Source organism: Saccharophagus sp. K07 (genome assembly GCF_014336955.1).
Taxonomy (GTDB): Bacteria; Pseudomonadota; Gammaproteobacteria; order Pseudomonadales; family Cellvibrionaceae; genus UBA5868.
The window spans coordinates 37347-59795 of sequence record NZ_QRAI01000007.1; the positions used below are offsets into that span (position 1 = coordinate 37347).

General features: G+C 51.2%; 21 protein-coding genes. 6 read left to right on the plus strand and 15 right to left on the minus strand.

The genetic code is table 11. The features are described 5' to 3' along the window. Positions 1 to 276 precede the first annotated feature (276 nt). The 3 genes from DWB84_RS17150 (at position 277) to DWB84_RS17160 (ending at position 3497) form a co-directional block, all read left to right on the plus strand. Entirely contained in the window at positions 277 to 648 is a 372-nt protein-coding gene (locus tag DWB84_RS17150) for a hypothetical protein (protein ID WP_187411043.1), read from the plus strand. Between the two features lie 24 nt (positions 649 to 672). Further along, entirely contained in the window at positions 673 to 1416 is a 744-nt protein-coding gene (locus DWB84_RS17155) for a putative metalloprotease CJM1_0395 family protein (protein ID WP_187411044.1), read from the plus strand. 302 nt (positions 1417 to 1718) lie between these two features. Further along, entirely contained in the window at positions 1719 to 3497 is a 1779-nt protein-coding gene (locus DWB84_RS17160) for an acyl-CoA dehydrogenase C-terminal domain-containing protein (RefSeq protein ID WP_187411045.1), read from the plus strand. Between the two features lie 52 nt (positions 3498 to 3549). Here the strand turns inward: DWB84_RS17160 and DWB84_RS17165 are convergent, their stop codons facing one another. Beyond that, a complete protein-coding gene (locus DWB84_RS17165) occupies positions 3550 to 4068 on the minus strand; it encodes an SMI1/KNR4 family protein (RefSeq protein WP_187411046.1) in 519 nt (172 codons plus the stop codon). 435 nt (positions 4069 to 4503) lie between these two features. Continuing rightward, on the minus strand, positions 4504 to 6042 hold the full coding sequence (locus DWB84_RS17170; protein ID WP_187411047.1) for an AbgT family transporter: 1539 nt from the start codon (positions 6040 to 6042) through the stop codon (positions 4504 to 4506). Between the two features lie 138 nt (positions 6043 to 6180). On the opposite strand from DWB84_RS17170, the gene DWB84_RS17175 reads away from it, so the two are divergent. Both DWB84_RS17175 and DWB84_RS17180 read left to right on the plus strand, forming a co-directional pair. After that, positions 6181 to 7947 (plus strand): hypothetical protein, encoded by a 1767-nt coding sequence (locus DWB84_RS17175; RefSeq protein ID WP_187411048.1) that lies wholly within the window; start codon positions 6181 to 6183, stop codon positions 7945 to 7947. Between the two features lie 74 nt (positions 7948 to 8021). Further along, complete coding sequence (locus tag DWB84_RS17180) at positions 8022 to 8504, plus strand: YajQ family cyclic di-GMP-binding protein (protein ID WP_187411049.1); 483 nt, start codon at positions 8022 to 8024, stop codon at positions 8502 to 8504. A 7-nt stretch (positions 8505 to 8511) separates the two neighbouring features. Here the strand turns inward: DWB84_RS17180 and motB are convergent, their stop codons facing one another. Both motB and motA read right to left on the minus strand, forming a co-directional pair. Further along, positions 8512 to 9519: a flagellar motor protein MotB gene (gene motB / locus DWB84_RS17185; protein ID WP_187411050.1), complete on the minus strand. Its 1008-nt coding sequence runs from the start codon at positions 9517 to 9519 to the stop codon at positions 8512 to 8514. Continuing rightward, positions 9506 to 10360: a flagellar motor stator protein MotA gene (gene motA, locus DWB84_RS17190; RefSeq protein ID WP_187411051.1), complete on the minus strand. Its 855-nt coding sequence runs from the start codon at positions 10358 to 10360 to the stop codon at positions 9506 to 9508. Before motA ends, motB begins: the two co-directional genes overlap by 14 nt. A gap of 421 nt (positions 10361 to 10781) precedes the next feature. Between motA and DWB84_RS17195 the strand changes: the two genes are divergently transcribed. Next, entirely contained in the window at positions 10782 to 11972 is a 1191-nt protein-coding gene (locus DWB84_RS17195) for a glycoside hydrolase family 5 protein (protein ID WP_255429048.1), read from the plus strand. A gap of 64 nt (positions 11973 to 12036) precedes the next feature. On the opposite strand, the gene tpx is transcribed toward DWB84_RS17195, so the two are convergent. The 11 genes from tpx to DWB84_RS17250 all read right to left on the minus strand — a co-directional run bounded on the left by tpx (position 12037) and on the right by DWB84_RS17250 (position 22394). After that, positions 12037 to 12531 (minus strand): thiol peroxidase, encoded by a 495-nt coding sequence (gene tpx / locus DWB84_RS17200; RefSeq protein ID WP_187411052.1) that lies wholly within the window; start codon positions 12529 to 12531, stop codon positions 12037 to 12039. Between the two features lie 157 nt (positions 12532 to 12688). Beyond that, entirely contained in the window at positions 12689 to 13720 is a 1032-nt protein-coding gene (locus tag DWB84_RS17205; RefSeq protein ID WP_187411053.1) for a glycoside hydrolase family 5 protein, read from the minus strand. 58 nt (positions 13721 to 13778) lie between these two features. Continuing rightward, positions 13779 to 14222, minus strand: coding sequence for a PA2169 family four-helix-bundle protein (locus DWB84_RS17210; RefSeq protein WP_187411054.1), 444 nt, complete (start codon positions 14220 to 14222; stop codon positions 13779 to 13781). A 210-nt stretch (positions 14223 to 14432) separates the two neighbouring features. Next, complete coding sequence (locus tag DWB84_RS17215; RefSeq protein ID WP_370589742.1) at positions 14433 to 15923, minus strand: pyridoxal-phosphate dependent enzyme; 1491 nt, start codon at positions 15921 to 15923, stop codon at positions 14433 to 14435. Positions 15924 to 16163: 240 nt separating this feature from the next. Continuing rightward, the gene (locus DWB84_RS17220) at positions 16164 to 17426 is read right to left on the minus strand and encodes a hypothetical protein (protein ID WP_187411055.1); all 1263 of its coding nucleotides are present in this window, start codon (positions 17424 to 17426) and stop codon (positions 16164 to 16166) included. A gap of 195 nt (positions 17427 to 17621) precedes the next feature. Further along, a complete protein-coding gene (locus DWB84_RS17225; RefSeq protein ID WP_187411056.1) occupies positions 17622 to 18458 on the minus strand; it encodes an OmpA family protein in 837 nt (278 codons plus the stop codon). 17 nt (positions 18459 to 18475) lie between these two features. Continuing rightward, positions 18476 to 18862 carry a DUF4398 domain-containing protein gene (locus DWB84_RS17230; protein WP_187411057.1) on the minus strand — a complete coding sequence of 129 codons (387 nt, stop codon included), beginning with the start codon at positions 18860 to 18862 and terminating at the stop codon, positions 18476 to 18478. 207 nt (positions 18863 to 19069) lie between these two features. Beyond that, positions 19070 to 19582, minus strand: a complete 513-nt coding sequence (locus DWB84_RS17235) for a hypothetical protein (protein ID WP_187411058.1) — start codon at positions 19580 to 19582, stop codon at positions 19070 to 19072. Positions 19583 to 19847: 265 nt separating this feature from the next. Further along, a complete protein-coding gene (hemB, locus tag DWB84_RS17240) occupies positions 19848 to 20861 on the minus strand; it encodes a porphobilinogen synthase (protein WP_187411059.1) in 1014 nt (337 codons plus the stop codon). A 118-nt stretch (positions 20862 to 20979) separates the two neighbouring features. Further along, a complete protein-coding gene (locus DWB84_RS17245) occupies positions 20980 to 21972 on the minus strand; it encodes an FAD-binding oxidoreductase (RefSeq protein ID WP_187411060.1) in 993 nt (330 codons plus the stop codon). 68 nt (positions 21973 to 22040) lie between these two features. Then, entirely contained in the window at positions 22041 to 22394 is a 354-nt protein-coding gene (locus tag DWB84_RS17250; protein ID WP_222868251.1) for a group 1 truncated hemoglobin, read from the minus strand. Positions 22395 to 22449: the final 55 nt, after the last annotated feature.

Consider the following 22449-nt stretch of genomic DNA (forward strand, 5'->3'; position numbering starts at 1 on the left):
AAATCTTTCTTTTTTATTGGCGAGACTCTTGTGAGCGTCAAATTTTGCACGCGCGATTTATAGCGTTTGCAAGCGGAAAATTGAGTCCGAAACCAGCCAAATGGATGCAGGCATAAAAAGCCGAATTTTGCGCCCAATCGATATTAAAGTCCGCGCCGCTGCCGACGAGTGACCAGACGCGGCGCGTTGGTTTACCTAAACTTTTATCAAGCGTCCGCGTTTTAAATTTCCGATGTGCACAGAGCGGCCGCCCAGGCGAAAGCCGGGAGATCCACAATGCTGATCAACTCCGCTATGAACGAAGGTCTGGCGGGCATGCAGCAAAGTCAGAAGAAAATGTTGCAGACAGCCCACGAAATCGCTCGGGCTGGTGTTCCCACTGATGCGTCCACACTCAATCCCGGCGGAGCCACAGGTTCAGCGCCGCGTTCCAATGCCGGTACGGCGGTAGACGATCTCAATGCCACTAATACCGTTGAAGCGGGGGCGGCCAGCGCCAAAACGGCAGGTCCTTACCGTTCCGACACAGTCGATGTGACCGAAGCCTTGCTCGAACAGCGCCAGCAGCAGTTGGTGTTCGATGCCTCGGCCAATGTCGTGACCGCTGCCAATGAAACGCTTGGCCGATTGATCGACGATCTTTCCTGACGGAAACCGCCAGCTCGGCGCCCCATGAACATAGGTTCTGCGAGTATTTATCCCTCATATCCCGGTGGCTCGACACTGTCCTCCCGCCGGGAGCAGGACCATTCATTAGCAGATTCATCCTCACCCGTCGCGCCAGCTTCGACGACCGCTTTGCCAGACAAAGACGGCCAGGAGCCGTTGCGTAAAGTGGCGGAATCCCAGTCCGCCGAGCGCTTGCGCCAGGCGCGCGAAGAGCAGGAAATCCAGGCAGAAATCAAAACCTTGTCGGCGCGCGACCGCGAAGTGCGCGCCCATGAGCAGGCGCATATGGCCGTGGGCGGTCAGTACGCAGGTGCGGCTGTATATGAATTTGAACGCGGTCCCAACGGTGTGAATTACGCCGTCGCCGGCGAAGTTCCCATCAGCACCAGCGAAGAAGCGACTCCTGAAGCGACTCTGCGCAAGGCGCAAATCATTCGCCGGGCAGCGCTCGCGCCCGCGGAGCCATCACCACAGGATCGGCAGGTTGCGGCTATGGCCATGCGCATGGAAGTGGAAGCGCGGGCGGAAATTGCCCGGGCTCGCCAGGAAAAAAATCCCGAAGAGGAGGAAGAGGTAAGCGAAACACAATCATCTTCGTCCGAATCTGCTGCCAAAACTGCGCTGGCCGAGGCTCCGGAAACTGCGCCAGATCTGATGTCATCCGGTGCTGTTCCCCAACTTCACTCCCGTCTGTTCTCCACCCTGGCAAACCAGCGACCTGGCACTTTGTTCAGCACACATGCCTGAAGTCAGGGGGATTCACCATCGGAAAAAAACGCCCGTTTGAACTAGCTTTAAGTGATGGCTCGACTTTTCCCTGATTCGGATGTGAAATGGCTTATTCCGCGTTTGGAAGTGCTCGCTTGTTTGCGCGCTCACTATGGATAAAGCTGACATGATCCGTGGCGAGCAAGTGCGGTGATACAAGCGCAAGCGGTGTACAAGTAAATGCCGCTGTAGCAGGACAGGGCACTCTCTCACCGGAATTAGCCTCTGTACATAATGAAGACATAAAAAGCTGAATACATAAAAAGCATTGGAGGTTTGGCATGGCCGACTATCGAGCACCTCTGCAAGACATGCGGTTTGTACTGTTCGACGTTCTCAAATCCGCCGACTTATGGCGCTCCCTGGCGCGCTTGAATGAGCTGGACGAAGACACCGCTGAGGCGGCGCTCGGGGAGGCCGCAAAAATCTGCGAGGAAGTCATTGCCCCCCTGAATCAGGAGGGAGATGAAGTCGGCTGTCAGTGGTCGGCCGAAGGGGTGACCACGCCGCCTGGCTTCCGCGACGCCTATCGTGTGTATAACGAAGGCGGTTGGGGCGCGCTGGGCGGCAACCCGGAATACGGCGGCATGGGCATGCCCAAATCCCTGGTGTCCGCTGTGGAAGAGATGCTGCAGGGCGCCTGTATGTCCTTCGGACTCGCGCCTATGCTGACCGCCGGCGCCTGTCTGGCGCTGGACGCCCACGGCGACGAATCCCTCAAATCCTTGTATCTGCCCAAGATGTACAGCGGCGAGTGGTCTGGCGCTATGGATTTGACCGAGCCTCACGCCGGGACTGATCTCGGCATGATCCGCACCCGCGCCGAACCTCAGAGCGACGGCACTTACAAGCTCTATGGCACCAAGATTTTTATCACCTGGGGCGAGCACGATATGGCGGAAAATATCGTCCACCTGGTGCTCGCCAAACTTCCCAATGCCCCTGCCGGTACCAAAGGCATTTCCCTGTTTTTGGTGCCCAAATTTATCCCCACGCCGGATGGTGCTATAGGAGCGCGCAACGCTCTGAGTTGTGGCGCGCTGGAAAAGAAAATGGGGATTAAAGGCTCGGCGACCTGCGTGATGAACTTTGACGGCGCGCAGGGCTGGCTGGTCGGGGAAGTGAATCAGGGCCTTGCCTGCATGTTCACCATGATGAATTACGAGCGCGTTGTGGTCGGCATTCAAGCGTTGGGAACGGCGCAGTGGGCCTACCAAAACGCGGTGGAATACGCGCGCGAACGTATACAGAGCCGCAGCCCAACCGGTGTGCAAAATCCCGCGGGTGAAGCAGATCCACTACTGGTTCATCCGGATGTGCGCCGCATGTTATTGACCGCTAAAGCCTATAACGAAGGCGGGCGCGCATTTTATGTTTACGCTGCCCAATGGCTGGATATCGCCAAATTCACCGACGATCCGGCGCGCAAAAAATTGGCGGAAAATCGCATAGCCCTTTTGACTCCGGTTGCCAAAGCCTTTATCAGCGATATGGCTTTTGAAGCGGCGGTGGCGTGTCAGCAAGTGTTTGGCGGGCACGGTTATATTCGCGAATGGGGGCAGGAGCAATTTGTGCGCGATATTCGTATCACGCAAATTTATGAAGGTACCAATGGCATTCAGGCGATGGATCTGATGGGCCGCAAAACCGTTGCCTGCGGCGGCGCATTGCTGGCGGAATATCTGCTGGAAATCAATGAATTTATGGATACCGAGCGGGACACCTTGGATTCATTGGGATTAACCGCAGCGCTGCGTGATGCTGTGGTTAAATTGGGCGAAATAACTCAAGTTGTGATTACGCGTTCCGCGCAAAATCCCTGTGATATAGGCGCAGCTGCGGTGGAATATCTGCATTTGCTCGGCCATGTCAGTTACGCCTACCTCTGGGCGCGCATGGCCTGCGTCGCCAGTCGTGCAGACGCGTCGCCATTTACCGATGGCAAAATCAAAACCGCACAATTTTATTTTGCGCATTTGCTGCCGCGTATTGAGGGATTGTTTGCCAGTTTGCAGCGGGACAGTGGCACGCTGATGGCGTTGCAAGAAGATCAGTTTTAAAAGTGTATAAAACAACTTGGCGCGGTGCGGGCCACCGCGCTTGGTTCGAAAATCAATAATGAATCGTGTCGTTTAGAGCTTCGACCGTTTCGTCTTCAAAAAAATCGCTCGGCAATGCGCTGGCGTCCGCCGTCTCAATCATATTCTGCAAATACTCGCTGTAACTCTCCGCATAAATGCGCAGGTTGGCGCGATCTGTCTGATAGATATCGATGCGATAAACCGGGGGATCTGCGGTCTCATTGCACACAATAAAATCGAACACCGACTCCCAATTGGCAATCAACAAAGCATTTTCCGGCAGATGGAATTTCAAATTGCCGGCGGCTACCAGACAGTCGAATTGTTCGCGAATTTCCTTAAGATCATCAAAATAGATTGCCATCCACGGGGATAAAAACCCGGCGGAGCGGCCAAAGCTGCGGAGAAATTCACGGTAACTGGCGGGGAAGGTCAAACTGAAGTGATTTTCCAGAGACTGGATTTCTGCATCACTAACGCCGATAAGTTCAGATTTTCGCGCGACTCCCCGATTTTCCATCAATCGGGTCAGATGGCTGACGTCAATCATTCGCAAGATTCTTCTCTAAGGTCTAATGTCTTCCGACCCACGTGGGTGTCGGATCTCGCAAAAACCTGTCTTCGTTATTTTGAGGGGCTTGTTATGTGGTGCCTCTTTTTTTGTCCCTTTTTTGTACTGGTATATTGGCCAGAGCTGTTTCCAGCGACTCGTTAAATATAGCCAACCAGCAATGGTTTTCCCGAGCTCTAAGTTGGGTTCCCGCTTTAGAGAAAGGCAATAGGGTGCGAGCAGTTTAAAGTAAAGATTTGTTGCAAAAAAGGTCAGTCGTCGGTTTGCAATTGATCACATACCTTTGTGACTGCAAACGCTTTCAATGTGCGACTTCAAAAACAGCGCTATCGAAATAATTTGTAAAAAATCTCGACATTATTTTGCGGTTTAGAATTTTCGAGTGAGTGTGTCATTACCTTATTCTTATGATTTTTAGGGTTGCAACAGAATCTCCGCTCCTGGTCCAAGCGGTAATCCGAACAATATCCACACGGCAAGCAAGCATGACCACAAAATTAAAAAGGCCATACTGTACGGCAGCATCATAGCGATCACAGAACCAACGCCTATGTCTTTTTGATATTTCTGGGCAAATGCGACTATCACCCCGAAATAGGGCATCAAGGGTGTGATGATATTGGTGCTGCTGTCACCAATTCGATAGGCAACCTGAGTCGCCTCTGGCGAAATCCCAGCGAGCAGTAACATAGGAACGAAAATGGGCGCGATCAATGCCCATTTCGCTGATGCGCTGCCGATAAAAAGATTGATAAACGCGGTTAACAAAATAAACAGCACCAGGGTTACCGCGACCGGCATTTGCAGCTGTTGTAAAACGCTTGCACCACTGATGGCGATAATGCTGCCCAAATTGCTCCACGCAAAATAACTAACAAATTGCGCTGCAAAAAACATCAACACCAAATAACCCGCCATGGTTGCCATATGTTGTTCCATACCGGCAACAAAATCGCCGGCTTGTTTGTAGCGGCCGCTCACTTTGCCAAACAAAATTCCGGCGAGGGCAGCGTATAAGGAGACCACTGTGACTATGCCGCTCATAAAAGGGGATTGCAGAATTTGTCCGGTTTCGCGGTGGCGGAAAAATCCGTGCTCCGGAATAAAACCTATTGCCAGGAGCACAAAAATGGCGAGGCTAAATAAAGCAACAGACCAGAGTCCTTTGATTTCTTCAGGAAGTAGAGAATGTTCAGTAATACTTGGCGGAACCCTTGCCTCGGGTGAACCCTGATCACAAGTTTTTGCGCCATACTGTGTAAAGCGAGGCGCAACGATTTTGTGGGTTACCCAGGTGCCAACTAGTGAGATAAACAGGGTAGAGGCGGCCATAAAGTAATAATTACCAGCCGCGTTCACCCGGTAACCGGGGGTGGTCAGCTGGGCAGCTTCGGTGCTGATGCCGGCGAGAATGGCATCGGTGGGGGTGATCAGCAGATTGGCGCTGTAGCCGCCTGAAACTCCGGCAAAGGCGGCGGCGATACCCACTAAGGGATGTCGTCCCGCCGCGTGGAAGAGAATGGCTGCAAGCGGCACCAGAATGACGTAACCGGCGTCCTGGGCAATGCTGGACAAGACGCCGCACAACACCACCATAAAGGTGAGTAGGCTGCGCGGCGCGCGCAGTACAGTGGCGCGCAGGGCGGCGCCCAGCAGTCCGGAATGCTCGGCTATGCCAATGCCCAAAACGGCGACCAGGACCGTACCTACGGGGGCAAATTGGGTAAAGTTGGTGACTGTACTGCTTAGAATGCGGTCCAGGCCTTCCCGGCTCAACAGATTGACCGCGGGGATGACTGCTCCGGTAACGGGGTGGGTCGCGGCGAGAGCGAGCCAATGTGCGACAGCGGACAGCAGGAGCACCGCTGCGGTGAGGTATATAAACAACAAGGTGGGAGCTGGTAGGCGATTGCCCGCTTGTTCTACGCGACTTAGGAAGTTCTGCAGGCGCATAATCGATCCTCTTTGCCCATGGTGGGCTGGACTGTAGGCGCAACTGCACCGGCAATGCAAGTTGCTCCGGCCGCGTACGTAAAATGCATGGAATGCACAACAAAAATAGCGCTTGAGCGCGATAGACAAAGGCATTTCATGAGTATCAGCAGAACGGAGGAGCATGGAGCAGGAGCGGTTCAGATGGTGAAACAGCTCGCCGGATTATTCTCCGGGTCTCAGCGCGTTCTGTTGGCTGGTAAAAAATTCAAAAGCTCACTTTTGTTCGGATTTTTTTGCCTGGGCGCCAGCCTGGGGGTGGCAGCGCAGGATGAGCAAGCCGAAGTGCGCCAGGACGCCTGCGCCCTGGATGAGGCGTCCGAAACTCCTTTGCGGGCCGACTATCGCCGCTATGCGGGCAAAACCATTGCCTCCATTCGCTTCAATGCCAAAGATGTTTTTGATACCAGTGACCCGCGCGAAAACAATACCCTTTATCGATTCTTTAACTGGCTGCATATCAATACGCGCCCGAGCGTTATAGCGCCGCAATTGCTGTTTAAACCGGGTGATCCGCTGGATGTAGACATCCTCGCCGAATCGGAGCGCTTACTCCGCAAACGCCCCTATCTGGGCGACGCCTACATCCAGGTGGACGCCGATTGCGGCGACAGCGTCGCCTTGCTGGTGGTCACTCGGGATATCTGGACTTTGGAGCCGCAGGTGTCGGTGGGCAGGGAAGGGGGCGAAAACCAGCACGGCTTTGGTTTTAGTGAGGAAAACCTGTTCGGGACTGGTACGGCCCTCACGATTGGATATGACAAAGATCGCGACCGCTCCAGTACATCCATTGGTCTTTATACCCCCCACCTGTTCAATTCCCGCTTTGCTGCCAAGCTGGGCTTTGCGGATACCAGCGACGGCCAGCAGACGCAGTTGGCTTTCGAGCAGCCGTTCTACTCGGTGCAAACCGTATGGGCGATGGGGACGACCCATTGGGATCTGACGCAAGAGGAAACCATTCGCTACCGCGATCAGGAGATCAACGAATACAAATTGCAGGAGCAGTATCACGAAACCTATCTCGGTTGGGCGTTCGACCGCCACAACACCCATGCACAACGCCTGTGGTTCGGGATAACCCAGGATCGCCAGGTCTTCCGTCCCGTGGAGGATACGCAAGGGGAATTGCCGCCCAATGAGAATCTCAAGTACGTCTGGTTACAGTATCAGTATGTAGAAAACCAGTTTGCGGTTTACCGCAATTTGTATTTGTTGCATCAGACGGAAGATATAGCCACGGGTAAGGATTTGAAATTACGCCTTGGCCACGGCGGCGGATGGTTGGGAAATGACGAGGATTTTGTCCAGTATGACCTCAGCTACAGCGATCTGCTGGGTGTGGGCGACCAGCATCTGCTGCAATTTCAGGCCTATGCCACAGGCCGTTATTACGACAGCAGCGCTATGCCGGATGAACGTTTATGGGGCGGTGATATCGGCTATCACTATCTGATGGGCGACAAAAACCGCTGGTATATCCAACTGCGCTACGACCAGGGACACCAACTGGCCGAGCACCGCGAGTTAACCACCGGCGGCGGCTATGACATGCGCGGTTACCCGGTGGATTATCAGCGCGGCGATCGCCGCTACGTGTTTCGCATAGAACGCCGTTACATTTCCAATATCCACCTGTTCAACCTGCTGCGTATGGGCGGAGTGGTTTACCTGGATGCCGGGCGTGCCAGGGGCGCCGGATACTCCGAGGCAACTCATCTCAGCAACGTCGGCATAGGTTTGCGACTCGGCTCCAGCAAGGCCAAAACCGGCAAAGTGCTCCATATGGACCTCGCCTTCCCGCTGGCGGATAAACAATACGTCGACAAGTTCCAGTGGGTGATCACCGCCTCCTCGCAATTCTGACGGAGTCCCAGGTAAACGCAGGTTTGTTACACTAGCGCGCTTTTGCCGGCTCATTTCATTAGGAGGTCATTGCCATGCCGTCATTCGACATAGTGTCCGAAGTGGATATGCAGGAAGTGCGTAACGCGGTGGAGAACGCGCAGCGCGAGCTGGAGACGCGATTTGATTTCCGCGGTGTCGAAGCGAAATTCGAGTGGACCAAGGATGAGACCAAACTGACCGCAGAAGCGGATTTTCAGTTACAACAAATGCTCGACATACTGCGCAACAAGCTGCTCAAGCGCAATGTGGATGTGGACACCATGGATGTGGGTGAAGTGGTCCACTCTGGTAAAACCTACAGTATCGCTGTTAAGTTCAAGCAGGGGATTGACCAGGAAGTGGCGAAAAAGCTGAGCAAGTTGATCAAGGACAGCAAGCTCAAAGTACAGCCGTCCATTCAGGGGGATCAGGTGCGGGTCAGCGGCAAAAGCCGGGATGAGTTACAGGCGACCATCGCTCTGGTGCGTGAGGCCAAACTGGGTCAGCCCTTCCAATTCACCAATTTCCGCGATTAAACGGCCTTTACTTCGAGCGCGGCGCATTGGCGCGTTCGCGCTCTATCGCCTGCTCGATTTCCAATTCGCTCATCACCCGCGGTTTGCTCGGCAACAGGTGTTGACCAACGGTAGGATCGACTTTCCGCATAGCCTCTTCCACGGCTTTTTTCAGCACTATGATGGCGATACGCCGATTGCTGGGATCCAGCGGCTTTTCTGGCACCAGTGGGGCTATGGCGGCCATGCCTTGAACGGCGACAACTTTTTGTTCGGGATAAAGCCCTTCCAGCAGTGCACGCCGCGCGCTGTTCGCCCGGTCGGTCGACAACTCCCAGTTGGTATAGCGCGAGCCGGCGCTGTAAGGCTTGGCGTCCGTGTGGCCGACTATGCTGATGGAATTAGGTACCTTGTTGATGATGGGGGCGAGGGCGTAAAGCGCGTCCTCGGAGTAGGGCTTTAAGATCGCGCTGCCTTCATCGAACATATTGCGCCGCTCTTTATCGATGATCTGAATGCTCAACCCGAGTTCGGTCAGCTCCATGCGAATCTGATCTTTGAGCACATTGAGCGCCGAGGCGGTGTTATTGACCTCGTCGCGCAGCTGCTCTTCCAAGGCTTCCAGCTGCTGCCGCTCCACTTCTGCCAGAGCCGCCTCTTCACGGCGACTTTCCTCATCCATATTGTCCGGCGTGTCCCCCAGAATACCGGCGGAGTCCAGCGGACTCGATTGGTCGGTAACCATTTGCGGGTTTTCTTCCATGGGCGCTTTTAGCTCGATCGCCGCGGCATCGGCACCGCCGGGGCCGAGCACATGGCGGCTGGCGGGTGCCTGGAAATAACCGGCAATAGCTTGCAATTCTTTGGGGGTGGCGGTTTCCAGCAGCCAGAGCAGCAGGAAGAACGCCATCATGGCGGTCATAAAATCGGCGAGCGCCACTTTCCAGGAGCCACCGTGATGTCCGTGTGCGTGTCCTTTCTTTTTCCGGATAACGATGATCGGCTGCTCGCCTTGTCCCGGTTTACCTTTTGCCACGGTATTGCTCTTCTAATTCGGCGAAGGTCGGGCGCACACTGTGGAACAATACTTTGCGGCCAAATTCCACCGCCAGCTGCGGCGGCATGCCGTTCATGGAGGCGATAAAACAGGCTTTGATGCACTCGTAAAAGCGGGCTTCATCCCGGTTTTTATGTTCGAGATAGGCGGAGAAAGGGCCGACAAAGCCGTAGGCAAACAAAATCCCCAACAGAGTTCCCACCAGCGCTGCAGCTACTGAATGCCCGAGCTGGTCCGGCGGCCCGCCGAGTTTGCCCATGGTGATCACGATCCCGAGTACGGCAGCGACGATCCCAAACCCCGGTAAACCATCTGCAACCTTGGAAATAGCGTTAGGAATCTGTGCGGTTTCCTGGTGGTGGGCTTCCAATTCCTGGTCAATCAGAGCTTCAAGCTCATGAGTTGCCATGCTGCCGCTGATCATGATGCGCAGGTAATCACAAATAAATTCGATCCCCTCTTCATGCTTTAACAATTCAGGGTACTGGCTGAAAATCGGACTGGCAGCCGGATCGTCAATATCTGCCTCCATAGCCATCAGTCCTTCCCGGCGCGCTTTATTGAGCAGGTCATACATCAAATTCAACAGATTGAGATACAGGACCTTGGTGTATTTGGAGGGAGTCAGCAGTGCGCCAGCGGATTTGATGACACCGAAGGTAATGGATAAAGGATTGGAGATAATCATGGCTCCGAATGCGGCGCCACCAATAATTAAAACTTCATTGGGTTGAAACAGGGCGAGGACATTACCCCCGTGCATGACGAAGCCGCCAAGGATGCAGCCAATGACGACAACAATGCCAAGAACAATATTCACTCTAGACTCACCAAACCATTCAATGCGCATTAAGCAGCGCTATGTGCTTCGCACCGCTATAAGCGCAAAACCTTTAGAACCCGATATTCACTATAGATGGCTGGCGTTACGTCTTCCGGATATTTTGCGCCACTATTCCTCGGCTCGGGGTAGGTTCCGACGGTTAAACATGGCAACCAGAGTATTGTTTTGTTAAATTGCCCGCCAAGCAGGTGTTTGACGTTTAGACTATAAGTCCGCGTCAACTAGCCTGCCGAGGCATGAGGGTTTGAAGACGGTTGAACTTCTCTTGCCCGATTGGTCTGTGGGGCTTGGCTATGCTCGTCCGTCCGCTATGGCCGTTTTCTATAGGGGTTGGTTCCGGTGACTGACCCTACCTATAGGCGCGCTTCGCACCGCCTAAAAAATAAATAGGAACGAAATGATGAAAATAATTATTCCTCTACTGACAAAGGGGCTCGCTATTCTTGCGCTGCATCTATTGTTGTCTGCCTGCGCCAGCACTGGCGAACCTGCATCTGCGCAGGTCACCGGACAGAATCACGGCTTTACCGCTGTACAAGCGTCCGCAGATGAATGGTGGAATATCCCTTATCCGCAGTCATTCAACCCTGCCACGCTGGAGAAAAAACAAAGCCTGATCAAAGTAAAAGGCAAAGGCTTTGTGACTGAAAACGGCAGACCTTTTATTTTCCGCGGCGTGAATATTGCCGACCCGGGGAAATTGAGTGCCCAAAAGCGTTGGAATAAAGCGCTGTTCGAAGAAGTTCACCGCCTGGGTTCCAATACCGTCCGCATCCCGATTCATCCGCTCTCATGGCGCACGCACGGCAGTGAGTGGTTTATGGCGCGCCTGGACGAAGCGGTGCGCTGGGCTAACAGTCTCGATATGTATTTGATTATCGATTGGCACAGCATCGGCAATTTGGAAAGCGAGATGTATCAGCACGTCATGTATGAAACGACGCGCCAGGAAACCGCCGATTTCTGGCGCAGAATTTCGCTGCGCTACAAAAATGTACCCACCGTTGCGGTCTACGAAATCTTTAACGAGCCGACTCATGACTACATGGGGACAGGCCCAGGTTCACTTGGCAAATGGTCTTGGGAGACATGGCGTGAATTGCTCGAAGGCTATATCGATCTGATTTATGCCTATAACCCCAATGCGATTCCATTAGTCGCCGGTTATAACTGGGCCTACGATTTAACACCGGTTGCCGATGCGCCTATTCGGCGTGAAGGTGTGGCTTACGCCGTGCACCCCTATCCGCAAAAAGCCAAACCCAAAATTCCCAGCAAAGAAAATTTCTTTGCCATGTGGGAAAAAACCTGGGGTTATGTGGCTGACTCTTACCCGATGATTGCAACCGAGCTGGGTTGGGCGAAAGAAACGGATTACGGTGCACACATACCCGTTATTAATAACGACGGCACTTACGGCCCCAACATCATGGAATTTATGCGCAACAAAGGCATTTCCTACACCATTTGGGTGTTTGATGCTGAGTGGTCGCCGGTGATGATCAAGGACTGGAATTACACTCTGTCGGAACAGGGAGAATTTTTCCGCCAGGAAATGTTAAAAGAGCGTGCCAGCGAGTTGCGCTGATTTTTTGATCCGGCGCTCAGCGCCGGATCTTCTTCCGTATTCGATTTGTCCTTTTTCTACAAAATTACAGCGCTGCCAAAGCGGCGTCGTAATTGGGCTCTTGCGCTGTTTCTGCGACCTGCTCCGTGTATTTCACTTTGCCGTTTTCGTCTATGACGACAATGCTGCGCGAATAAAGACCTTTCAGCGGTCCGGTGGAAAACGTCAAACCGTAATCCTTGCCAAAGCTGGAGCGAAAACCTGAAGCGGTGCTGACATTATTGATACCTTCCGCTCCGCAAAAACGTCCCAGTGCAAAGGGTAAATCCATGGAAACGCACAGTACTTCCGTATTTTGCAAATCAGCCGCTTTTTGATTGAAGGTGCGCACGGACGTAGCGCAGACACCTGTATCAATGGACGGGAAAATATTCAAAACCAGTTTTTTTCCTTTGTAATCTTGCAAGGACACTTCAGAAAGATCGTGTTTAACCAAGGTAAAACCAGGTGCGGGGGAACCGACTTTGGGAAGTTCCCCGACGGTTTCTAATTGATTGCCTTTGAGGGTAACGGTAGCCATGCGAGTCTCCTAACGGATGGAATAACTGAGTGTGTGCCACTGGTGCCGGGGCGGTGGTGAGAATAGAACGCGGTAAAGATACGCGGAATGATCGGTCAATACCACCGGGTAGCGGACAGTAATTTTTATCGCTGTCAAAAGCGCGACTAATTCAAAACTACCAGCGGCGAATAATATCCTTCACCAATAATCCGGATTCAGTCAGGTCCCAATCCGACCAGGGGCCAGCGGGGTCTGTGTCGGGGGCCAAGATGGATGCGCCTTCGGCTTTATTGTTAAAAGCCCAGCTGCAATGGGACAGTTGGTTTTGCTGCAGAAAATCCATCCAGCGCAGCGTTTCTTCCTTGGCCACTTTACCATCGGCATCTGCGTCCACGGTTCCCCATTCGGTCACCATCAACGCCAATCCTTTATTCAGCGCATACATGGCTTTATTGCGCAATTCTTGTTTGTGAGTACCCGCATAAAAATGCAATGCGTAGGCGATATTGGAAAATCCGGTGATGGGATCATTGGCCGCTTTGTCGACGTCCTGCGACCAGGTTTGTGTTCCCACCACAATGATATTGTCCGGATCGTGCTCGCGAATCGCAGCAATCACAGACTCGGCATAAGGTTTTATGACAGTGCTCCAATCTGTGTCATCCAAAGGCTCGTTGTAAATTTCGTAGATGATATTGGGATAGTTTCCGTAAGCTTGCGCGATCTCGCGGAAAAACCGCAGCGCTGCGTCCGGATTTTCTTCGGCAAAATGGCTATGCCAGTCGATGATCACATATAGCCCGTGGAGAATTGCGGCATCTATAACCGTTTTTATTTTCTCCATGCGGCCGTCCCAATCGTGCAATATGCCGCCGTTGGTTTCGACTCCTACAGGAATGCGAATAATGGAAGCCCGCCATTCTTCTTTTAGGTAGGCAACAGTTTTAGGGTGAAAAAATAAATCCCCTTGCCAACCTTTGTTTGCCCAAAACAGACTGGGACCGGCAAGGGAGACCGGATGTTTATGCTGATTGACAATGCGATTGCCGAGCACCGCAAGTTGCCCGTGTCGCTCCACCGGGCTGATTGATGCGCCATGGGTGGCACATGCCGTTAATGCTGCGAAAACCAACAAAAGGACAACCGCCGACGTATAACGAATAAAAAGCCCGCCCTTGCGAGCAGGCAACAGAAGTTCGAACAGCATAAAAACAGCTTAAAAAGTAATAAAAACAGCGAAACGAAACAAATAAACGATAGGCGGTTCAGCAGGCTTTGTCGAGCCGCCAGACATCGTTATGGCAGCGGTTAAGGCGAGGGTAGAGGTCCAAAATAACGGATTTCAGCATGGGGGATTCGATGTTATGCAGTGCTTTGCGCATGGCTTTTAAGGTTTCGTCCTCAACAACTTCCAGCTGTTGGATGAGAGTTTTGTCCTTGTCGGTATTCAAACCGTACAAAATATCCGGATACATTTTGTGTAGAACACTACCAAAGGTATGGCCAAATTCCGGCGAACCTTCTTCTTGCACCATATAAGGCTGTAAATAGTCCAGAGCTGCGACACGGGCGCGAATGACTCGCTGAAAAATAAGACGGTGATCAGCCGATTCAGATTTTTCAACCGCAGCGCGATAAAACTCCACGCCGTCGTTGAGCGTCTGAATGAGTTCTCTCAATGTTTCTATATCATTTTTAGAGACGGACATAATGACCTCCCGGGCGTTTAAATGCTGCGGGTCGTTAATTGGACGGCATCGCTGCCGTTAACAGGGTAAGGTCCGTTTTCTGGAATAAGTATAGATGATTTAATTTCTTTGCTTATTGGAGGCCAAATTAATTGCGAAGTTCAGTGAGGAATTTTATTTAAACTCGCTATATACGCGGAAATTAACTGGCCTCGTTACGTTTGCAAAAATTTAATCCAGGCGTGAGCCGTGCATCCAGCCGGGCAGAAGAGTGTAGGGGTCTATATCAATAACTTTATTAAAAGTTATGCCGGCTTTATCTAATTTGCGATAAAAGCTGCGATTGTTGACGGCATCAAACAGTTCAATACAGCCCCCTAAAAATTCTCCACCAACAAAAATCTGCGGCAAAGTACTGCAATTGGTCTGGGAAATTAAGGTGGCTTTTAATTTTTTTCCGAGACCACAGTTTTGATAAGAACTGGAATCCAAATCCACGGAATGAAATGGAATGCAAAGTTTTTTAAAGAGTTTCCGTACTGACCAGGAAAATTCGCACCATTCCAAACCAAACATAACAACGGGGCGTTTGGGATTGTTAATAATCTGATGCAACATTTGCTGGGTAATTTCGGTAATCAGCGGCTCCTGCTCATCCACTTCCATCACAGGCAGTGGAGTTGGCGGGGCATCGAAGCGGAAATTGGGGGTGGACTCAGATATTTCGCGCTCTTCGCCATTCATTTCTGCACCAATTTCATCAAACAGCGGCGTAGTGATGTAACGCTCGGCAGTGTCGGGCAACATGCACAAAATATTGCTGCCGGGTTCCGCTTCTTCTGCAATTTGCAATGCACCAGCTAAAGTGGCTCCGCCGCTGATACCGGTAAGAATTCCTTCTTTTTGCGCCAAATCCCGGCATAACTGAATGGCGCGATTACCATCGACAGGAAGTAATTGATCAATACAGCCTTCACGCTGAGCATCTTCTGTGAGACGCGATACAAAATCCGGCGTCCAGCCTTGCATTAAATGCGGCTGAAAATGGGAGTTGCTCTGCGGCGGGCTGGTAAAACGAGAGTGTTCGCCAATGGTGGCGAGCAGTTGCGCGTTGTTGGGCTCGCAGACCACAACTTTTGTTTTAGGGCTGTGGTGCTTCAGCATTTGTGCGACACCCTTGAGGGTGCCGCCGGATCCATAACCCGAAACCCAATAATCCAGCGGCATATCGCTGAAATCCTGCAGGATTTCTTTCGCCGTTGTGCGCGCGTGAATATTGGTATTAGCGTCGTTATCGAATTGCCGGCAATAAAACCAGCCGTGGCGTTCTGCCAGCTCCTGGGCTTTAGCCAGCGCGCCCGAGCCTTTATGTCCAGCGGGAGTGAGCACTACGCGAGCGCCGAAAAAACGAATTAATTTGCGGCGTTCAACGCTGAAATTTTCTGGCATCACCACCACGAGCGGATAGCCTTTTTGTGCGCACACCATTGCCAAACCAATTCCCGCATTTCCGCTGGTCGCTTCGACGACGGTTTGGCCGGGCAATAAAGCCCCGATTTTTTCTGCGTGCTCAATAATCCCGTACGCTGTGCGGTCTTTTACCGATGCGGTAGGGTTGAAAGATTCAATTTTGACAAAAAGATTAATGTGTTGCGGCCCGATTTTTTGTAAGCGAACGCAGGGGGTATTACCGATAGTCTCGAGAATGGATGTGTAACGCATGTGCAACAGCTCTTGCGGGGTGCAATATATAACGATGCACCGGGAGGGCCCGCCCACACCGGACCCTCCCGGTCCGGAATTCAGCAAGGGTAATGGCGAAGCTGAGTCAGTGGCAAGCTTTGTTGTGATATTTAGGTCTATTAAATTTGAAAATGCCGACGGATGGTTATTAGAAATTGCGTTAGTAACGAAAGTTGCAAAAGGGAGCGGGATCAAAAGCGAGGGCAGGGCCCTCGCAAATTAGGGCATGTTTAATAAGTGTCCGGCGGGCAGCAGGTGACGTGGGTCGATCAACTCAGGCTCGCTTTCCGTGTGGAAGCTCTTTTCCATAACGACATCAAGCGATTTTTCGCTGTCACACCAGCCCACTCCGGTCGGAAGCGCGCGGGCTTCGGGCAGTGAATCGAACCACTCGTCGTAATTACTTTCCGCTGGGAGTAATTGGGCAACAACCCAGCGGGCGCGCTGTTTCACTTTCTCCACACCGAGCCGGTTGCGCATGCCCCAGCCGAGGATGTAGTCATTGCAGTAAGGTGAGTTGGTGGCATTGACGAAGCCGACATCGCGGTCCAGATTGAAATGCCGTTTCATCATGGCTTCTTCAAACAGCATGGCGACATCTTCGTATTGCGAGGAATAGTTGTAGTCGTCATTGCTTCCATCTGGCTCGAAGTAAGCTCCCACTTGCTCTGCAGTAATAGCCCGGTCAGTAGAGCTGGCGTTATTACCGCGATAGAGGATCCCGGCCAGGTGATACATCATGGTGGATTGAAGCGGGGCGTGTGTGAGCAGCTGGGTCGACGGAAAGTCGTCGTAGAGGCGATCTATAACCACCTCTATGCGTAGTGATGGATCGACGGATGCATATGTCGCGGGCGGAAAAATATCATTTGCATGGGCCAACTCATGAAACAGCAGCTGCGCCATATCCAATTTAATCGTCTGCAGCGTGCGTTTTGTTGCCTTTGGGCCGCCGGTGTAACGCCAGACTGGTTGGTAAGCCATGCGCCGAATGTACTCACCGCGAAAATCTTCTTTTGGATTGATGACTGAGCGCTCTGTTTCACTGAGCCAAAGGTATCCAGGGTCCAGGTAGATGGCGCCTGTTCTCGGGTTGTAATAGGAGGGGCGTATATCATCGTCTATCACAACGGCAGTTAATGCCCCAAACAGGTAATAAAGGTCGTCCGGCATATCCTCCAAGACATCTTTAAACCGCTTTCCCATCCAGTTATGGGAAACCACCACTCGTCCCATGATGTCGTCTAGGTCGGGAGGTGAGCTGAGCATGCCGAGCGGGGGGAGTTCGTTAAGAGTGCATGATTGATACGGAGCAGCAGTAACGCACTTTTTAAGTACACCTGCGTATGGACTGTTAACGATATAGGGGTGGATATTAGAAAGATCTTCATCCAGGCCGACGTTCTTCTTCTTTCCACCGCAGGCGGTACAGGCGATGGAGATAAGGCTAAGGCTGATCAAAATGGCAATAAACCGGCGCATGACTATGCTCCTGGCGGGGTTTCGCTCTGGTTATTATGCTGTGCGCAATTATCTGCGATAGCAAAGCGCTTGGTTAGCGGCAATTATAAGAATTGTAGACGAGACGTAAGACGGTGACCGATTTTCAGTAAATGGTCACATTTTCGGAAGGGGTGGAAGGCTGTGTGCCAGTAGAACTGGCACACAGTAACATGATTAAAACTCGTCAGCTCGATCAGATACGCGCGCACCGTTTTCTTTACCGATGACAATCTCGACCCGGCGGTTTTGCTGGCGTCCAGCGGCGTTCTCATTGCTCGCTACTGGATAGGCCTCGCCGTGACCCTGTACTTCGATGCGGTTGGCCTCAACACCATTTAATACCAGCAGTTCCTTAACTGCCTCCGCGCGCTGTTCGGACAAGCGTTGGTTAAAGTCCTCAGAGCCAGTGCTATCCGTAAATCCTTCAATCAAAATATTGCGTTCAGGATATTGGTTAAGGAATTCCGCAATTTTGGTGACTGTGCGCCGGCCGCCTTCCTGCAGCGTCGCTTTCCCAGTTTCAAATAAAACTGCGCCTAGCGTTAGCACCAGTCCGCGGTCCGTTTCTTGAGCTTGAAGATCGCTGACTTGTTGCTCCAAAGCTTGCGCGCGCCCGGCCATGGACGCCGCTAAACTGCGCGCTTGTTCGGATTGCTGCTGCTCAGCTTGTAAAAGAATATCTTTGCGGCGTAATTCCGCTGTTGCGACCACTTCTTCCGCTTGTTTTTGGTTGATGGTTTCTCTGGCAATTTCAATTTGTTTTTCTGTCACGAAAAGTTGATGCTGATATTCATCACTCTTCGAACCTTTGTTTGCCAAAGTTTTCAATTTATCCAGCGATTCCTGCGCTTGGCGAACGGCAACCGGCGCGTATTGTTTACCCTCGGGATTGGTATCCAATTGGTCAATCTGCTGCTGCAAACTGCTGATTTGGCTGTTATCTCTCGGAGTGCTTGCGCAGCCAAATAAAAACGCGGGAATCAAAAGCGATGTCATTATAAATTTACGCATATGCAGGCCCTCGCTCATTAATTTTCAAAAGTAGAATTTGATTGAGTATTGGGCGTGGATTCCCGCCGCAATAAATCCAGATCTTTTTCAATTTGTGCCGCTGCTTGTTGAGCTTTTTGAGAATTAGTGCGGGCTATAGCAAGCTCGGAAGTAATCAGAGATTTTTCCAACAGAAGCTGGGCTTCTTCATGGCGATTTCGCTGCATAGAGGCTTCAGCGTCGGATAAATATTGGCTGGCTTCGCGCAGTTCTAGCGGAGCTTCCTGATCCGCACCGATACTTTCTGCTTGAATGATTCGCTCGCGTGCCTGGGTGGCCAAACTATTGGGTGGTTTTACGGATGAACACGCTGTAGTGATGGCGAACAGAGATAAAAGCGCCATTGAGGATAGTATTTTTATCATAGGTGCCTCCCGGCTTCTGTAATTCGTACAAGATTTATATGTAGCCTTTACAGGTAAAACGCGTAAAACAAATTTTTACGCACCAAAAAATAAAAGCAGCATAACGAATCCGTTTTTAGCAAATTGAATGCCACGGATTTTTTTAAAATTCGGCAAGATAAAACGAATTTGCTTCGCTTGTGGATGGAAAGAGCAATTTTGCGGATTTTAATGAAGATCGGTAATGGGAGAGTCCTGCTCTATGACAAAGTCGCTGGTTTTCATGGTAGTAACCAGAGTGACGATAATGGAGATGACAATAAATAAAATGCCGAAAATGGCCGGGGTATCCAACAGTCCGCCGAGGATGCCGACCATAATGCCTGCGAGAAGGTGTGCGAGGGAGGGACGTATGTTAAAGACTTTACGTCTTTTGCATTTAAGCGAAGCGATCTTTTGATCGTCCCGCCAAAGGGTACAGCGTACCTGCCATTTTTGTATGCTCGTGCTTGAGCACTGAATGCGATATTGATGACCGTCCCGTTCGAAAATAATCTGCTCGAGCCGTTTAAAATGATTGCTGCGAGCGATCAGATCATCGTTGAAGTAGACCCTTTCCAACCCAGTCCAGCTCGAGCCCCAAGCACGAATCGTATTGTTTCCATCATTAAAGACATACCACATGCCCTTGCTTAGACTGGCAACCGAGGTGGATGGTAGATTGTCTTGAAAGAGCAACATAGAGTCGAACGTTAGTTGGTCATAATTAAAATGGTCGAATATAACTAGTTAATAACCGCGTGCGATTATAACCGAGGTTTGAATTGGTGAAAGTGGGAATATATCGAATTTAACTGAAGATAGTGGTGACAGATGAAAACAACGATCGTCAGGTGACACTAATTTTTAACAAAAAAGTAGTTTTAGACGAGCTTGGTTTTGAAAAGCGTAGCTTTTGTTGAGAGTGAGCGCCCGCTTAGTTGGGGCGCGTTAGGTGAGAAAGATTTTACGAATTTTGTTTTAACAGTTTGGCGGCGTCTTTAGCGAAGTAAGTCAAAATGCCATTGGCTCCTGCACGTTTGATGCACAGCAAGGATTCCAGCATTACATCGGGAGAGAGATATCCCTTTTCGATTGCCAGCTTGTGCATCGAATATTCCCCGCTGACCTGATAAACAAACGTAGGTACACCAAAGGTTTGTTTGACTCTGTGCACTATATCGAGATAGGGCATGCCGGGTTTCACCATTACCATATCGGCGCCTTCGTGCAGATCAAGCGCAATTTCCTGCAAGGCTTCATCGCTGTTGGCGGGGTCCATTTGATAATTGAATTTATTGCTTTTCCCCAGATTCGCAGCAGATCCTACCGCGTCGCGGAAGGGACCGTAATAGGACGAGGCGTATTTGGCGGAGTAGGCCATGATTTGCGTGTTGATCAGGCCGTGCTGATCCAGTTCCTGGCGAATAGCGCCGACGCGCCCGTCCATCATGTCGGACGGTGCAATTACGTCTGCGCCGGCTTGCGCGCACACTAAAGCTTGTTTGCGCAGGGCTTCGACAGTAGGGTCGTTTAATACGTAACCGCTGTCGTCGATAATGCCGTCCTGACCGTGTGTTGTGTAGGGGTCGAGCGCGCCGTCACAGATAATCCCCATTTCTGGAAAGTTGTCCTTAATCGCTTGCACCGCGCGTGGCACCAAGCCAGCGGGATTAAATGCGGCGGAACCATCTGGTGTTTTCAGTGCTGCATCGATTTTCGGAAAGAGTGCGATTGCAGGCACGCCTAATTCGAGTAATTCCTCGACTTCTCTTTTTAATTCATCGATAGAAACGCGCTCGATGCCCGGCATTGAGGCAATAGGCTCACGCTGATTAGAGCCTTCGATTACGAAAACGGGAAAAATAAAATCGCTGGCGGACAATGAGGTTTCTCTTACCAACCGACGGGAAAATTCACTGAAACGATTACGTCTTAAACGAGTGGCGGGAAATTGGCGCCCACTTAGGGAAAAACTCATGCAATATCCTCGGTGCGTCGCGAGAGAAAAAGGGCGAGCGGAGTCAGCGCTCGAAAAGGGGTAAGTTAGCCTAGCCTCGCCCGCTAGGCAAGGCGGCGGCGAGTAATATGAGACTTGTTCAACTGCACGGCAGGAAGGAGTCTGCGTGTATATCGCGGCTGGAAGCGCCGCTCAGGAAGACTTGTTTGCTTATTTTGCGCACGAATGACGCCGCCCCGCACACATAGACTTTCATGCCTTTTGTGGAAGGAAAATGCTGTTTGACGTAGGCATAAACGTCTCCATTAACTCGGTATGGCGAAGCGGAGGCGGCGGTCTGATCATCAGCTTGGCACACATAAGTGATGTTGAATTGAGGATAATCCCGCACGAGATTACCCAGCTCATTTTGCAAATAAAAACTGTGCGCCTCGCGGGCGGCATGTATCAGATCAATTTTGCCTGAGTGCCCTTTTTGCAATGCGTCCCGCGCTATGCCAATCAGTGGGGCTAAGCCTGTGCCAACGCCAATCAGCAGTAAGGGCTGCTCAGGATTTTCCGCAGCATAAAAACACTGGCCGAGCGGACCTTGTAGCTGGAGCGTATCGCCGATGCGCAAATGGTTTTTTGCCCATTGGCTAAATTTTCCGGAGTCGATGATTTTGATATGCAGTTCAATAAAATCATCGATCTCCGGCACGCTCGCGATTGAATAACTGCGAACGCATTCGGTTTTTTCATTGTCCACTTTTTGCCAAATATTCAAATATTGGCCGGGTTTGTAAGTGAAGACTGGTTCGAGTCGCAGTTGCAAGACAGTTTTATTTATTAAGCCGTGAGCCAAAACCCGGCTGTGTTGAATATCTTGCATTTGATTTGCCTGGCGTATATGTAGAGTATTTTGCGGAATGCACTGACAACTTAAAAAATAGCGCAAGTCCTTCTCGGTATTTTTTAAACCTTTTTGCGCCGTTACGGGAATATTTCCTTCATCAGCAATCAGCATACAGCTTTGGCATGCGCCACTTTTACATCCGTGGGGAATGTGCAGACCATTGCGCAGGCAACCGTCGAGAACCGATTCGCCTTCATTTAGCAAAACTGTGTGTTCACCGAAGCGGATTTCGACCATAAAAAATACTTCTTAGAGTTGGTGAGAAACCGTAAACGCGAATTTGCGGTGCGCTAATTCGAACAGGGTCAGCGATTTAACACATCATTTTTAACGCTATTGGCGATAGCAGCGATTTCTTGAATATCCTCTGCGGCGACTCCTAATTCCTGTAGTGTAGCCGCAAGATTCTCGATGACGGCATCAAAATGAATTTCAGTGAGCGCCATATGTTTGTGGCCTTCGCGCAAATCTTTGCCGGAATAATGATTCGGACCGCCAAATACCATGGTTAAAAAGGCTTTTTGTTTGGCCGCCTGCTTGTCCATATCGACCGTATCAAAGAAATGGCAGATGCGATCATCTGCGAGAACTTTGCGATAAAAAATATCGACTGCTGCATCTACAGCGGGTTCTCCGCCAATTCGCTCATATAAACTCATGTTGATTCCTCGTGCCATATAAAGATGTATTTTATATGCATCTTATTGGTTTGTT